This window comes from Thermostichus lividus PCC 6715 (assembly GCF_002754935.1).
In the GTDB taxonomy this organism is placed as follows: domain Bacteria; phylum Cyanobacteriota; class Cyanobacteriia; order Thermosynechococcales; family Thermosynechococcaceae; genus Thermosynechococcus; species Thermosynechococcus lividus.
Map to the genome: position 1 here is coordinate 1915248 of NZ_CP018092.1, position 15636 is coordinate 1930883.

A 15636-nucleotide genomic window follows, 5' to 3' on the forward strand; every position below is an offset into this window, starting at 1 on the left:
CACTAAAGGGTGAAGTTAAAAGCTTTTACTAACATTCCGGGGACTGTGGTGCCGCCCAGCGATCGCTGCTCGTAGGTATCGGTATTGGCAATCCAGACGGGTGTGTTGGTGAAAGCGTCTAGTTGCTCGCCCCAAAAGGCGTAAAGGCTATCGTCAAAGCGCAGATCCGTAATGGGGGCAACAATTTTCCCCCGCTCGACCCAAAAGCAGGCGTAGCGGGTCATGCCGGTTATGCGGCCACTGGGGCGATCGCTCCAGTTGAGGTAGTGCAAGTTACCCACGTAAAGGCCGGTGTCTAGGGCGCTGAGGCAATCCTCTGCCGCCAGTGTTCCCGGTAAAACTAGGGGCGATCGCAATCCTTCGTGGGCACTGGCACCATTCGCTTGCAGGCCGTACTCTTGGGCGGTGCGGCGGCTGATCAAGAGCGTGTGCAGGTGTCCCTGCGTAATGAGGGGCACACAGGCTGGGGCAATCTCGCCATCGGCATTAAAACGGGGAACGGTTCCTGCGGTAAAGTCTTCGTGCAAGCTGAATAGGGGCGATAGGGAGGCAGCACCATCCCGCAGCTTGGCAAGAGCACTCCCCCCTTGGCGATAACTGGCCTCACTGACGGCACCCCACGAGAGCATTCCCACCAATTCCGCCACCGCCGCCGGGGCAAAGTAGGTGCGGTAACGTCCGGGACTGAGGGAGCGCACGGGTCGGTCTAGTTGAGATAACTGCTGGCGATCGCCCTCAATTTGGGCATGATAGACCCCCTGATCCCAATGGGTACCGGCGTAGGTATTTTTAACGGCCTTGCCCGCCGCCGTAAAGAGCGAATAGTCGAGGCAAAAGGTTTCCGTTGCAAACCAGTGATCCTGACCGGCGGAATTAAAACTCCCCCGCACGATGGTGCCGCCACTGTAAATGCCAGTAAAATCTAAGTCGTGTACCGGCGTTAGGAGCGCTTCCACCGCCGCCTCAGGAGGCAACAGACAGCCCATATAGGTCTCTTGAATCGAGCCAGTATCTACCGGCGGGCTGAGGTAGGGGTCTTCCGGCAGTTGTAGGGTTTCTGAGCGCAGCGCCTCAAGCTGGGCGATCGCCCCCGCTTGATCGAGATCGCTAGTATAGGGAAACGAGCTGCTGGCCGTCCGCTGATGGGTTTGCAGCCGCAGGGTCACCATTGCTTGCGCCACTGTGCCAATTTGGCGTACCCGTGCCCGATTAAAGCGGATAAATTGGCTCGACTCCCCCGTAAACTCAATGAACAAAGCTTCCGCAGGTTTAAGAGCTGCAAAGAGCTGGTGACTAAACTGCTGCGCCGTCGAAAAATCAATCGTCATTTAGTGTCAATTAGGGGTTGCTGAATAGGAGTATGATTTTCAGGTTTGCATCTTTTGTTACCCTCACCCTAGCTCTCTGCCAAAGGAGAGGGCACAAAACCCTTAGCTCCCTTCTCCCTAGGGAGAAGGGTTGGGGATGAGGGCAATTACGCACTCGCTACCCTTGCGCGATCGAATCGTGCCCAGCAGCGTGACCACCTGCACACAGCGTTGACTATTGGCGGCAGCACTCCCCACTGGCTGCAAGGTAATTTGTTGCGGTGGCGTATTGGTAATGGCCACACGACCATTAAACTCGTAGGTCAGGCGATAGATTCCCCCATCTAAGGGCAAGGTTGTTTGCGCAGCAACAATCTGCAATTTATCCGCATCATTCTCGAGCAGGTTTTGCCACTGCCACTGGGCAACAGGGGTCGTGGCGCGATTCACAGACCACTGCACCCGGTTACCCTGGGTGCGAAAGGCCACCGTCCAGCGGAGGTTTTCCCGCCGCGCTCCGGCTTGCGCGAGCCGCATCGCGGAAATGACTTCATTGACCCCCGATCGCATCCGTTGCTCGCTTAACAACGAGAACCACGACACCCCGGCCAAGCTGGCAATCAGCGCCACAAGCACCACAATAACTAGAGTTTCAATAAGGGTAAAGCCACTGTAGCGCCGCCGCACTGCCATCATGTTAGGCACCTGAGTCATACTGAGTCCTCCTTTAGTTACCGGGCACTTTTTGATATACGCCACGACTGAGCACTGTGGTGGTTAAGACCGGCCGTACCGCTTCATCTTGGGTACGAATGGCAGGCTTACCCCGAGGATTGGCGCGCAGATACACAAAGGTGGCGGTGTTGAAGTTCGAGCCACGACTCTGAACACAGGCATAAAAGCTGTTCGGGGGTGAGGTGCTCAGCAGGGGAGTGCGCACATAGGCATTGATATTGGGACTACTCACAGCCCCTTGGCAGGCAATCGGGGTGCTGGCAACATCGGTCCAGTTGCCATCAATAAAATCGGCAACGACCGGTGCGTTGGCTAGATCATTACTGGGGCTGGATGCTTGCAAGTTCGCATTGGTATTTAAATCTAACGGCCATGCCACAAAGTTTGTATTCACCGTTGGATCCACATAGCCGGGGGTTTGGGTAATTGTGGTGCCGTTGATGGTGGCATACTGGCGTAATTGATAGCGCCGTAGCCGAGCAACACCCTGCCATTGGCTATCTGCGGTTGTATCGAGGTAGTAAACCACCAGCGTGTAAGCCCGGCGGGCATTTTGAATTCGCAGGCACTGTTGATTACTGGCTGGGCAACTGGTGGGCAGCACAAAGGCAGGGTTATTATCGTAGGGCAACGGCTCTAAAATCCACATGGCTAAAATGGGGCGGATATTGGCGCCAAAGTTAGGTAAATAATTGGTAATGGGGGTGCGGCTACTGCCATTAGCGCTAGCGCACAGGCCAGCACCCTGTAAGCAGTTGCCATCATAGACAAAGGTGGCTTGGGACAAATCTGCCATAATAAAGTTCATGGCGGATTGAAGTTCTTGCCGCACCTCGTTCAGGGAGGCTTCCCGAGATTCGGTTTCAATCATGTCAATTAAAATGGCGCCCAGAGAGACCGTGATCACTGAGCCAATCAGGAACGATACCAATAGCTCAATTAGGGTAAATCCTTGGGTTGCCCGCCGCCAATGCCGCAGTTTCATCGCTCGTCTGCCTTGATTTTAGGAACATTTACTAATCGAACAAAGCGTTGTGCTCGAATCCCCCTGCACAATATCGGTGGTGATGACCGCTAAGGGTAAGCCAACATTACCAATGGAACTCGTCATGGTGGCGGGTTGCTGCTGAATGGGCGTGGCGGTACTGGGGCTGCCATCGGTAAATGTGGCGCGGTTATAGACCCGCACCTGCATTGGGTAACCAACGATGCGGTTATTGGGGCCAAGGGTGAGGGTGCCACGATACATCTGCACGACAAATTGAGCGTTATTAAAGGTGCGCAAGCAGCCTTGGGTGGCGGCTGTGGGCAACCCCATGCCGCCGCCAGTACAGGTGGTCACGGTCGTGGGAGGGGGCTGGCTTGAGAGCAGATTTGGCTCCCCCAGTGTTGCACTTACTGAGCTTTGGGGTGGAATGACGTTAGTGGTCACATTTACCCCCTGCTCCATCAGGACGCGCATGCGATCGGCTTCGGCAAGGGCAAGGGCAGTGGCTTGGGCAATGCGATCGTTTTGCACCCGCGTGGCTGCCACGAGCATAAGGGGCGCAGCTAAGGCGGCAACCGCCACATTCACGACAAGAATGGCCACAATGCACTCCACAAGGGTGAGACCGCGTTGGGCATAACGAACTGGTGTAAACACGATACCCATGGCAGAAACCTCCAGATTAGGCGGGGCAACCCGTAACGCTGGGATCTACCCTGCCGCCGCCGCCTGGGCGTTGGGCACAGCGCAGCCGCAGAATGTACGGATCATCGGCAGGCAATTCAGTGTAGTACTCGCTGCGTTGGCGGGCGGGGGTAATAAAGCGGCTAGCAACCGGCCCGGCGGGCGCTAGCTGGAGGCCAACATCGTAGCCCCAGCGCCGAGCAGGTGCACCATAGTAGTTAATGCGCTCGGCTGTGTTGGCAGCACAGTTAAAGGCGGTGTTGACATCGCGACAGGCATCGGTTGCGGGAACTTCCCACTGGTCTTGATCAAAGGGACCTGTCGCTTGGGTGGAAAAGTTGAGCTGAATAAAGGCTCCCTGAATCCAGAGGTTGCCCCATGCTTCAAGGAAGCGCGGGAAGTTATGCATGCCGCCGTAGGACTGGGTGGGGCGGGAGGGCACAACCCCGCTGATCAGCACGGCATTGACGCGAGTATCGGCTGGGGAAATCAACGATCGCCCGTTCGTGAAATCGTAATAGGCATTGTAAGTGCGATCAACTCGCGCACCGTTAGTATGATTCACCGCCCATGGTGTGCCATTGCGATCCACAAAAATGGGGGAGCTGGGGTCAAAGGGGCTTTCCCGCAGCCAAACGGAATTCTCCGGCAGATCGGCGCTGGGGCGGTTGGCATTGAGGAACGAGGTGCGCAGGTTAGCGCTGGTGGCACAGGTCGTATAGATCGGCGTATTGGCGGGATTGTTCACCCGCGCATTGTTCGCTGTTTCTTGGGTATAGTTTGTGGCCACGTTTTCCGGTGACGAATTGCCGTACCCTCGGATGTTATCGTTGTAGGCTTGGGCAAAGTAATCGTTGGCAGAGCCATTACAGAAGTTATTCGAGAGGATGGTGACAGCATCTCCGATAATTTCTGTGGGGCGCCAGGTATCTGAGGCGGGGCGGGCAAAGCGACTGTCGAGGGTGGTGCGGTTGTTGTAGAAGTCTGTGGGACCAAAGTCGTTGGGTAGTTTTTGGGTAAACTCTTCGATGCGGTTCGCTTCGCTGGTGCTGCCATTGGTACTATGCCAGTTAAAGTGCCCTTGGATATACACAGGGTTATCACTAATAAACGACAAGCCCGCAATGTTGCGATCGGCACTAATGCCTTGGCGATCGAGGCGCACGCCATTCCAGAGGCGGAAGCCATTGGGACGGCGCATGGGATCGGGGAAGAAGTCCACCGGTTTTGTGGAAATGCCATTGGCCGCCAATGTCGGATCGTGAGGCGCGGCTGGATTGGTATTCATCCAGTTTTGACCACTGACCGCGGGCCGAGCAATGCCATCTTCGCGCACGGCATCTTCGCGGAAGGCATAGACAATGCCCCCCATCGGCAGCCATGTGTCACCCCCAATGGGGGTACGCCGCAGCAGGTCGAGGTCAAAGTCCATTTCCCGCACGGCCATTTCCTCGCGGCCATTAAACAGGGTATTGTCCAAAAAGGCCACATTCCGGGCATTGCCCGCAAAGTCAATAATTTGATTGAGGCGATTGGGAAAACGCTGGGAATTAATGGTTACACCCGTGGCCGCCTCGTTAGGAATAAGGAACTCACCCGTATTGTCGCGGGGGTCTGCCTTAATGTCCGCCGGAGCCACACCGTCGAAGATTTTGGCTAGGGCGGGATATTTAATGGCGGTGTTAAAGGTGCCGAGAATGGGTTTTAGCTTACTTGGCTCATCTGGGTTGCGATTTCCTAGATGGACAACAACAGAGTTTATAGGAATACTGCTAATAGAGCTGTCGCCAAGGTAGCGCAGGGTGACGGTAGGGCTATTCTTAGTCACCACAAAGCGACCCGCAAAAGTACTTCCAGAGCGGATTTCAAGAATATCGCCACGGTTCAAAGAGAGGCCTGTTATGTTCACATCGAAAACTGTAGAGCCTGAATCGGGCAAGGTCACAGCGGCAATGAGCTTTCCAGTTTGTAATGGCTCGGTCATGATCGAGGCGGAGGCACCTGCCAGAATCTGAGCACCAAGGAAGGGACCCCCCTGTTCAGGCGGATAGGCGTTTTGCAATTCTACCCACTGCAATTTGCCCGTGTCATTATCAGTGTGAAAGTCTATTAACTTCATACGACCTACGCCAGCAATATAGACATCGCTCCCACGATCGCTATCGCGCACATGAAAGTTATAGCTGGGGGCATCTTCAATCTGAACGGTGACCGGGGGGTCGTCAACCTTGGGCATCGGAAACTGCTGGCCAATGACGAAGCCGCGCCGCCCTGGCTGCCCTGGCTGCCCTAGCTGCTCTAAACAAAAGGCATCCCGTAAGTAGCGGTATTCCGTAGGAATACGGCACTTGTAGCGCTCTGGGGTGTTGCGGTTGAGGTCATACTCGACTTGCTCTTTGAGGGCAATGAGGCGTGCCAGCCGCGCATTGACATCGTCATTAGTTTCTTGGAGTGGGCGCGCTGACCAGTCCTTAATGAGGGCGCTGATGTAGGCATTGGCATCCAGATAGCCGCCACGATAGGAGAGGGGGCGATTCTTGTAGTCGGGAGACCCTTGGCGATAGACTTGCACAGCACTGGTGGGGGTGGGGCTCTTGCCGAAGGGAATGACTTCCCCGTTGTCATAGAGGGATGGCGGCAGCGGTGACGGCTGCTGAAACTGATCTAAGTTCTGGATCGCTTTGTTGAGGTTGTCAAGCTCCGTTTCATCGAGGCTATCATAGCTAAGACTTGTCAGAGTATTAACACTGTGGGCGAGCATCCCTAGCATACAGGCCGCTGTTTGCTTGGTGCTTTGGTCGGCCAAGCTATTGTTGCCGTAGGTGGGGTCGAGGGCACGGGCAAGGTTAGAAAAGTTACCGGCACGGGTACGCACAGGGTCGGGGTGAATTTGGCCTGCTTCTTGACGCGCTGGAAAGGCACCCAGCATGCCGGTGCCATTTTGGCTTGTGTCAGCGGCATAGGCCACTAAGTTGGCCAGTGCCTGCTGCATCGCGGGGGTGTTCGGAGGGGGACTAAACTCCCAGCCGTTGGTGCCGCGGCCAGTAAAGAAGTCAAAGAACCGAAACCCAGCAGGCAGGGTTACCCCAGCGTACTGGTTAAACATAATGCTGCGCAGCGCTGCTTGGGGGGTACCGTGGTGGTGGGTGGTGGCGAGGCAGGCAACGGGTTGGTAACCGCCGGTATCTTGGCCAGGATAGGGCTGCACAAAGGGATCGGGAATGCTGGAGTTAATAGTGGTGCCCGCCGCTTTGTAGTGGTAAATGGCGGTGGCTTGCACGGCGGCGAGGTCATCGCGCAGGGTGCGATGCTGGTAAAACTCGTTGCGGCGGTTGTTGTCGGCAGTGTTGCCTGCGGGCGGGTCGAGGGGTTTACCGAGTTCAAGACGTTCACCCACAATCACCCGTAGCCCTTCTTGGCGGGCGCGGCGCTCCCAGTAACCATCGAGGCCGACTTCGGTGCGGCGATCGACCTCGGCAGAGGCGGGGACGGTATTGCGCAGCAGGAGTTGGTTAGTGCTGGGAATTTGGCTGCCAATTAGGGTGCCGGGCGGCACGACGCGATCGGCAAATTCTGCGGCTACGGCAGGATCATTCTCAAGGGCATCGCGAGTGACGTTGGCATAGACCGGTTTAGGCCCGTAGCGATCGTCGGCGCGGTAGGTATCATCCACGTAGGGCTTTGAGACCTGCTGGTTGGAGAAACGCCCTGTGCCGCCGCTGTCTGCTGGACCATAAAACTGCTGGTTCCAGTTGCTCGCCCGAAAACTGGCGTTACTGGTGTCTGTCGCACGCGAACGACTGCGATCTTGAGTTACAATCAGCACCGGATTCAGGGCGAGTTGGGCCGGTTGGCTAACGGAATCGACAACAGAGTCACGGCTGGCTCGAAACTGCGTATTTTGGCCGGGGGGGTCGCTATCACCAGTGGTGTAGGGGCTGGCTGGTGGCTCGCGGTAGGAGTGCACCGTGGTGATGCCGTTGGTGTTATTGTCCCGCAGGGTACCGGCAATAAACTGTCCTTGGAACACGGGTTCTGTGGTATTGCCATCGCGATCCATGTCGTAAATATCCGGAACCTGGGCGGCGGTAATTTCTGAGGCGGCACGGGTATAGATGCAGGAGTTGGGGGAGCTGACAAGATAGGCGGTGAAGTTGTTGCCGCCACCCACAAAAATACTCCCCTCTGTGTGTATGGCACCATTCCAGCGGAAGGGCGGCCCTGGAAAAATTTCAAGGTCATTGCGGAACCATGCCCCCCACTTATTGCCGCGATCTAACTCGCGCTCTTGCACAAAATCAAGGGTGGCAAGGGCTTGACCGCCATTGCGGTTTTCATAGACAAAGGCGTTGACCTGAAAGTTCTTGCGCAAACTAGCGGTGCCAATACTATCCCACCCTGCTTCTGCGCTGCCAGCGGCGGTGCCACCCACACTTGCACACTGACCACCCGCTTCAGAAATATTCAGAGCGCGGTTACGGGTGACTAAGGCGGCGGCTTTGGCAGCATCGCTTTGGTTGATTTGGGTATCGTTGGGGCGGGTCATCAAAATGGAGTAGGCGACAATGGAGTTGGGGGTAGGCTGAAAGACCCACGCGTTATCCACCGCGCCATCGCCATTGATGTCAATTCGCTGTTCGTCGGCAAGGGTGTAGGGGTCAGGGTTTGCGCCCTCGTTGAGCATGAGTTCCTGTAGCCGCGCCTCGCCGGGTACCCCACTGGGACGGCGGGGTTCGCGGGTAAAGAGGTATTCCAGTTTGGCTTTGGCACGGTCAATGGCCGGGGTGGCGGCGTTGAGGACTTGAATATCTTGACGTTCGCCGGACACTTGGCTGGTGCGATTCAGGGTGCGCAGCATCAGGGCACCCACCGTTAGGGTCAGCACCAAGATAACGATGATGGCGGTGGGCAACACAAAACCTGCCCGGCCAAAGCGCGCGGGTCGCCCTCGGCGTTGTCGCAGCACTGGCGAAAGGCGACGCTGTAACCACAGCCGCAGTTGATAGAAAAGATGGCGAATGCTGCGAATCAGTTTGCGATACTGCCGTTTAGAGAGGCCAAAGCGTCGGTGCTGCTGAGTCATAGGGTAACCTTATGAAAGACAAGCAAGGAGCGGTGATCGGAACCGGCAAGGGTTTACTTTAGTGTGGTTATTTTTTCTTAAAAAATTTCATGGTGACGGTGGGCTCTTCATAAAATTTTACTTTTTGTGGTTTAGGGGTGAGCGTCTCAGGGGATGTTGCCCTTGATCGCGTGCCACCCGCCAAGAATCTTGGATATGCCGCAACACTATATGCTCTAATTTTGTATTTTGACGGCTGCGATGGTCATTGGTGGTGACTTAGATCACGGGCGAGAGGAGCGCTTGACATCGTCTGTTGCACCTACGCTGGGGCAGTGGGTGAGTGTGCTCGTGGATTGCCCAGGGGTGGAGGAGGCCTATACCTACGGGGTGCCGGCGGGCTGGACCGTGGCGGCGGGGGACATTGTGGAGGTGCCCTTTGGCCAACAACTGCTGCGGGGAATTGTCTTGCAGGTGCTAAGCGATTTGCCGGAGGCGGTGGCCGCAGAGCAGGTGCGGCCGTTGACGGCGGTGGTGGGTACCTCGTTTTTGCCGGTGGGCTACTGGCACGTCCTAGAGCAGGTGGCCGCCTATTACTGTACGCCGCTGATACAGGTGGTACGGACGGCGTTACCGCCGGGGGTGTTGGGGCGATCGCAACGGCGGCTGCGGTTACGCACAACGGCGATACCGCCCCTATCGGTCGGGGCGCAACAGGTGCTCACGTTTTTGCAAAAGAGTGCGACGGGGGACTACAGTCTGCGCTATGTGGCGCAGCACGTGCCGCGATCGCAGCGGGGGATTGCTGAGTTAGTGCGCCTTGGGGTGGTTGAGGTCTATTGGGCTGCGCCACCTCAAGCACAGGCGCAGTGGCAACAGGCGGTGGTGCTGTTGCGCTGCGATGGGGCTGATCTGAGCGATCGCCAACGCCGGATTGTGGACTATTTACGGCAACAGCCCCAAGACTGTTGGCTGCAAGACCTATTGCGGGCTACGGGCAGCAGTCCTAAAACGATCCAACGCTTGGTAGAGCGCGGGTACGTGGCCATTGTGGCGCGGCAGCGCTGTCGCCTTGATCAGGGGATGGCAGTACCAGCGGATCAGCCGCAAGGGTTGACGTTGGCGCAGCAGAGCGCTCTAGCGGCAATTGTGGCCAGCTTAGGACGGACGCAGGAGTTTTTGCTGCACGGTGTGACGGGGTCTGGCAAAACTGAGGTGTATTTACAGGCGATTGGGGCGTGCTTGGCGCAGGGGCGATCGGCGCTGCTATTGGTGCCAGAAATTGGCTTGACTCCCCAGCTAACGGATCGGGTGCGGGCACGCTTTGGCGATCGGGTGGTGGTGTACCACAGTGGCCTCAGTGATGGCGAGCGCTACGATACGTGGCGGCTGACGCTATTGGCAGAGCCACGGGTGGTGATTGGCACCCGGTCGGCAATTTTGCTGCCCCTTGCGGGGTTGGGGCTAATTGTGCTGGATGAGGAGCACGACAGTGGCTACAAGCAGGATCAACCGCAGCCCTGTTACCATGCCCGCACGGTGGCGCGGTGGCGATCGCAACAGGATCAGTGCCCCTTAATTTTAGGGTCTGCCACGCCAGCCCTGAGCACCTGGCAGGGTGCCCAAGCGGGGCACATCACCTACTTGAGTTTGCCCGAGCGCATTCATGCGGTGCCCCTCCCCCCCATCACGGTTGTGGATATGCGCGAGGAGTTGCGGCGGGGGAACCGCACCATGTTTAGCCGCCTGCTGCAAAATGCCCTAAAACACCTGCCGCAACAGCAGGCACAGGCCATTCTGTTTATTCAGCGGCGCGGCCACAGCACCTTTGTGTCCTGCCGCAGTTGTGGCAGTGCCATTGACTGCCCCCATTGCAGTGTCTCCCTGACGGTGCATCTGCACGATCAGCATAGCCAGGTGCTGCGCTGTCACTATTGCAATTACAGCCAAGGGGTGCCGCAGCGCTGCCCAGTCTGCGATTCGCCGTACCTCAAGCCCTTTGGCAGCGGTACCCAGCGTGTGGTGGCCGAGCTCAATCGCCTTTTTCCAGATCTGCGGGTGCTGCGGTTTGACAGTGACACCACCCAGCGCAAGGGAGCGCATCGCCAGCTGCTTGCAGCGTTTGCCGCGGGGGAGGCCGATGTTATGGTGGGCACCCAAATGCTGACCAAGGGGATTGATTTACCCCAGGTGGCTCTGGTGGGGATTCTAGCAGCGGATGGGCTGCTCCATTTGCCCGACTATCAAGCGGCAGAGCGCACGTTTCAAATTCTCACGCAAGTGGCGGGGCGATCGGGGCGAGGGCACCTGCCCGGACAGGTGATTTTGCAAACCTATGTGCCCGAGCATCCCGTGATTGGTGCGGTTAAAGCCTACGCTTGGCAGGAGTTTGCCCAGCAGGAACTCGCCAGCCGTGAACCCCTCGGATACCCCCCCATTGCCAGTTGATTTTGCTGCGCCTCAGTAGCAAGGATGGCGATCGCGTTGCTGCCACCGCGGCCATGGTGGCGGATCAGTTGGTTGCACTACCACCGATGCAAACTGGGGACTGGCAGGTACTCGGCCCCGCCCCAGCGGCGATCGCCAAAATTGCCGAGCGCTACCGCTGGCAAATTCTCCTCAAGGGGCGGTTTGGCACCCTAGCCACCCTCAGCCCCCACCTGATCACCCTCAAGGAGCAGTGCCCGCGGGAGGTACGCTTAAGTATTGATGTTGACCCCTTGAACTTCCTCTAGGGGGGTGGCATCGGCACTCCACCACAGCGCAACCACAGGAACCACCCCCAGCACTACCCCTAGGGTCGTGGGAATCCAAAACCGCTGGTCCAGGGCCGTGAGAGTAATCATAGCCCCAAAGGCAAAGTTCACAAGATAAATAACAAGGGGGGTAATGAGTTGTGTACGGTTCACCACCATGGGTTTAGGCCACCACGCCACTAGCCCCAAGCCCATAAACACGGCAGCAGTGCCCGTCCAACCTAAAATATTGCGGTAGGGCATCCCAAAAAATTCGCCGACATCCTGAAACTGCCAGAAGGGCACCGCAGTTTGACTCATGGCGGGATCCAAAACGAAATCCCACGCGGTCAAAAAAATGGCGGCCAGCCCCACTGTGATCACCCCTGCCCCAAGACCGATCCGCTTTCCCTCCCGCAGCGGGCGGCTGATAAAACCGCTGTAGGCCAACAGGAAGGTCACCAGCCCCATATAAAACCATGACAGTGGAATGGTGAAGGGCACCAACCCCGCAACCTTGTAGCCTAAGCCACTGAGGTAGCCATAGTGACCAAAGGGAAAGCCCGTGCTTGTCCCTAGCAATTCACTGGTTAAGGAGATGCCAAGGGCGGGTAGTAAAAACCCCAAGAGTTTGCCAAGGCCAAAGTTGCGGTAGGCGTGCAGGGCGATCGCCACCGCCCCCAGCACAATATACACCACACCACCGCTCCCCATACTGAGTTGAAAGAGCTGCTGCCCCCACGGCGGCAACGCGAGAATAAATTCTGGATGGGGCACCACTAGCAGTAAGCCCGCCAAGCCAAAGGCCATGGCCATAATATGACTGATGAGGCAAACTTGCTCAGCACGGTAGAGGCGGTTGATGGGTTTCATAGGGGCAGTCTCAACAACAAGGGGTAGCGACCCTGTTTACAAATGTTTATAATGTATCACCTCAAGGCAAGAAGATTCTCCCTACTCTGGGGAGACGTGGTAAGTTACTGCTAAAAATGCTGCCACACTGGCGGCTAGTTGTTGAAAATTTGGCTCAATTTGCTGTCCTAAGTAGTCTTCAACGGTTCGGGCAATTATCCCCGCCAGAAATGAGGGCACCCCATGAATGTGTTTCGGGTCAATGCGGAGGTGCCCGCGGCTGGTAATGATCGTGCCATCGGCAGTGGCAATAAATTGGTTTTCCCCTTGGCAGTCAATCGCCTCAGTAAAAGCGTGGGGGGCAATGCGCCACTGCGTGCGATAGCCTTGATCATCCCAGTGGGAGTAGTCCGTCCACGACAGCATCGCCTCACTGAGGAGGGCACGCGCCGCCGCAGGAATTTCACCACCGCCATGCCAGACTAAGACCATATCCAAGGTATTGGGCTGTTCTGAGCGTTCTTTGAGATCAATCTGGCGGACATTGGGCATCCACGCCACCAGTTCCGGCAGGCGATCGCGATAGGTGCGATACACTTGCTCGCGAGGGTAGGGGAGTTGCACTTGGCTAGAGATTTCCATGGGGCTAACTCCACTGCGGACATTGCCGTGCAATCATAACAACGTAGTCCCCTAACTGTAACGGATAGTCTGCCGGAGGGTTGACATAGGTTTGGCGACGGCCATCTGTACGGCGCTCCACCGCAATGAGTAGAGCATCGTACTCTTTTTTCAAGTAGCTTTGTACCTGCCAAAAGGACTGCGAGGCCAATGGAGCCGGCAAGGGCAAGCGATAAAACTGATTTCCCACCTGTACTGTAATTAGCTCGGCAAACACATCCATCGCGCCCTGGTTGCGCACCGCATTCCCAATCAGGTGTCCGGCCATTTCATCAGCCACCACCACGTCCTCTACCCCCGCGGCCTGCAACTGCACATTGTTATTGCGATCTAACAGTTGGGCACAGGTGTAAATGCTAGGGTTTAGTTTTTCAATCGTGAGGGCGGCCAACACCGTGCGGGCATCACGGTCTTGGTCACTACGGGGTTGACTGGTGTCTGCCAAAAGAATCGCCCGCGACGCATGGTAAATTTGCACTTTTTCCAGAACATCGATGCGGGTATAGTCTCCCTGATAAAAGTACAGGCGGTTTTGATCCACGGAGCGCAGTTCATTGAGGGGTAGTTGCTCTAGCTCCACCACAATGACAATGGGAGCGTGGCGAGTTTGCTGATCGCTCTGTAATTCTTGCAGCACAAGGGGGGCACTGCGATTCCAACCACAGAGAATAATGTGGTTGCGCAGTTCATCAAGGTCAAAGTTTTTAATGTTCATAACGGACTGCAGGCGTTTCACCATCAAGGCAGAGATCAAACCGGTAAAAACGGCAAAGAGGGTTACTCCTGCCAGCACGACCACAAGGGTGATGACGCGCCCAGCCTGGGTTTGCGGATAGGCACCAATCGGCTCTGCCGAGATGAGTGAGAAGAAGCTGTACCACAGGGCATCCCCTAAGTTTTGAATGTCGGGGTTACTCGTTCCTTCGATGATATAAAAGGCTAGCCCCCCAAAGAGCATGATCAACACAATCATTAACAGCGCCGAAATTTGGACACTGTACACGCCGGAGACCTGCGGTGAAAGGTAATGCAGGTTACGGTTGATGAGAATGGCAGCGCGCGGCAGCCGCAGCAGCGGTAGCAGGCGGAATAGGGTTAGCTGTGGTGGCATGGGTAAGATGGCAATGATATCCAGCCAATAGTGGCGGAAAAATCGCTTTTTTTGCGGGCGATCGCAAACCGTACAAATAGCTCAATAAAAAAACACATCCGCAGGGGCAGCTCTGCCAGCATCAGGACAACGTTAGGTCGTCCTTGCCCCACCCATAAGATATCCACCACGACCAACACGGCAGAGGTAAGAATTAAGATGACTAACCCCACCTCCACCCGCGGGGAGTGAATAAAAAAGTCAAGCTGCTGACGTAGGCGACCGCGTCCCATGGGTATCCCCAAATGTCCTCGTAAGGGGCGATCGCCCACCAATGGCAGGATAACTCCTACGTGGGAATTAATTCACCAGGGCGTAAACGCGACCACCGACCTTGCTCTTCCATGAAACTAGCACAGCCGACCACATCCCACTCCAGTTGAATTTCGTCACCGTAGGTGCGGATATTGACGTTAATAGTGGGTTCAATGGGCGTGAAGTCTGGGGCTAGGGTCAGGTGGGGCTGCTGATGCTGTGCTTCAACCGCATGGTAGGTGGTGCAGCGATCCACAAGGGCACAATTGACACAGATGCACATAGCGGATTCTCCCAATGCCATGCATTTACTCTAACGCATCCCTTAAGGTCGCCAAGGAAACTGTTGGAAGTTGGGGGGACGCTTTTCTAAAAATGCCTGCTTCCCTTCCGCACTTTCTTGGCTGAGGTAGTACAGCAGCGTGGCATTACCCGCCAATTCTTGCAAACCCGCTTGACCGTCACAGTCCGCATTAAAGGCCGATTTCAGGCAGCGAATCGCCAAGGGACTATGGCCGAGAATCTCCTTTGCCCAGCGAACTCCCTCCGCTTCCAGTTCTGCCACCGGCACAACCGTATTCACTAGCCCCATCTCTAGGGCTTGGGCAGCAGTGTACTGACGGCAGAGAAACCAGATTTCACGGGCTTTCTTTTGCCCCACAATTCGGGCAAGGTAGCTGGCGCCAAACCCACCATCAAAGCTACCTACCCGAGGACCGGTCTGGCCAAAAATGGCATTCTCCGCGGCAATCGTGAGGTCACACACCAAATGCAGCACATGCCCCCCACCGATGGCATAGCCGGCCACCAGCGCAATGACGACCTTCGGTAAGCTGCGAATTTGCCGTTGCAAGTCCAATACATTTAGCCGTGCCACCCCCTGCGCATCTAAGTAGCCTGCCTCACCGCGAATACTCTGATCGCCACCAGCGCAGAAGGCATACTTCCCATCCGTATGCGGGCCGGCTCCGGTCAAGAGGACAACGCCAATGCTCGGATCATTGCGAGCATCCTCAAAGGCATGGCTCATCTCAGCAATGGTTTGGGGGCGAAAGGCATTCCGCTTGTGGGGGCGGTTAATGGTGATTTTGGCTATGCCTGCTGCTTTGTGATAGAGAATATCGCTGTAGCAGTCTATGGGTTGCCAAAGAACATCGCTCATAAATTTCAATGTCAACGGATCAATG

The 15636-nt window shown here is 56.3% G+C and carries 13 protein-coding genes; 2 read left to right on the forward strand and 11 right to left on the reverse strand.

Features of this window, described 5'->3' with window-relative positions; translation table 11 throughout:
* Positions 1-2: 2 nt before the first annotated feature.
* The 5 genes from BRW62_RS09455 to hpsA all read right to left on the reverse strand — a co-directional run bounded on the left by BRW62_RS09455 (position 3) and on the right by hpsA (position 8797).
* On the reverse strand, positions 3-1328 hold the full coding sequence (locus BRW62_RS09455; RefSeq protein ID WP_099799222.1) for a TldD/PmbA family protein: 1326 nt from the start codon (positions 1326-1328) through the stop codon (positions 3-5).
* Positions 1329-1445: 117 nt separating this feature from the next.
* Complete coding sequence (locus BRW62_RS09460; RefSeq protein WP_099799223.1) at positions 1446-2021, reverse strand: prepilin-type N-terminal cleavage/methylation domain-containing protein; 576 nt, start codon at positions 2019-2021, stop codon at positions 1446-1448.
* A 13-nt stretch (positions 2022-2034) separates the two neighbouring features.
* The gene (locus BRW62_RS09465) at positions 2035-3027 is read right to left on the reverse strand and encodes a prepilin-type N-terminal cleavage/methylation domain-containing protein (protein WP_099799224.1); all 993 of its coding nucleotides are present in this window, start codon (positions 3025-3027) and stop codon (positions 2035-2037) included.
* 18 nt (positions 3028-3045) lie between these two features.
* Positions 3046-3696 carry a hypothetical protein gene (locus BRW62_RS09470; protein ID WP_099799225.1) on the reverse strand — a complete coding sequence of 217 codons (651 nt, stop codon included), beginning with the start codon at positions 3694-3696 and terminating at the stop codon, positions 3046-3048.
* 16 nt (positions 3697-3712) lie between these two features.
* A complete protein-coding gene (gene hpsA, locus BRW62_RS09475) occupies positions 3713-8797 on the reverse strand; it encodes a hormogonium polysaccharide biosynthesis protein HpsA (RefSeq protein ID WP_099799226.1) in 5085 nt (1694 codons plus the stop codon).
* Between the two features lie 228 nt (positions 8798-9025).
* Between hpsA and priA the strand changes: the two genes are divergently transcribed.
* Positions 9026-11224: a primosomal protein N' gene (gene priA / locus BRW62_RS09480; protein WP_227517349.1), complete on the forward strand. Its 2199-nt coding sequence runs from the start codon at positions 9026-9028 to the stop codon at positions 11222-11224.
* Positions 11221-11511: a hypothetical protein gene (locus BRW62_RS14035; protein ID WP_227517350.1), complete on the forward strand. Its 291-nt coding sequence runs from the start codon at positions 11221-11223 to the stop codon at positions 11509-11511. The genes priA and BRW62_RS14035 overlap by 4 nt, the downstream gene beginning before the upstream one ends.
* Here BRW62_RS14035 and cruF read toward each other — a convergent pair.
* The 6 genes from cruF to menB all read right to left on the reverse strand — a co-directional run bounded on the left by cruF (position 11476) and on the right by menB (position 15611).
* Positions 11476-12384 (reverse strand): gamma-carotene 1'-hydroxylase CruF, encoded by a 909-nt coding sequence (cruF, locus tag BRW62_RS09485; protein WP_099799227.1) that lies wholly within the window; start codon positions 12382-12384, stop codon positions 11476-11478. The genes BRW62_RS14035 and cruF overlap by 36 nt on opposite strands.
* Before the next feature lie 81 nt (positions 12385-12465).
* A complete protein-coding gene (locus BRW62_RS09490) occupies positions 12466-13005 on the reverse strand; it encodes an SRPBCC family protein (RefSeq protein WP_099799228.1) in 540 nt (179 codons plus the stop codon).
* Between the two features lie 4 nt (positions 13006-13009).
* Complete coding sequence (locus BRW62_RS09495) at positions 13010-14155, reverse strand: potassium channel family protein (RefSeq protein ID WP_237269086.1); 1146 nt, start codon at positions 14153-14155, stop codon at positions 13010-13012.
* On the reverse strand, positions 14140-14466 hold the full coding sequence (locus BRW62_RS14040) for a hypothetical protein (protein ID WP_227517351.1): 327 nt from the start codon (positions 14464-14466) through the stop codon (positions 14140-14142). Before BRW62_RS14040 ends, BRW62_RS09495 begins: the two co-directional genes overlap by 16 nt.
* Before the next feature lie 17 nt (positions 14467-14483).
* The gene (locus BRW62_RS09500; protein ID WP_099799229.1) at positions 14484-14732 is read right to left on the reverse strand and encodes a Ycf34 family protein; all 249 of its coding nucleotides are present in this window, start codon (positions 14730-14732) and stop codon (positions 14484-14486) included.
* Positions 14733-14774: 42 nt separating this feature from the next.
* Positions 14775-15611, reverse strand: coding sequence for a 1,4-dihydroxy-2-naphthoyl-CoA synthase (menB, locus tag BRW62_RS09505; RefSeq protein WP_099799230.1), 837 nt, complete (start codon positions 15609-15611; stop codon positions 14775-14777).
* Between the last annotated feature and the right edge of the window lie 25 nt (positions 15612-15636).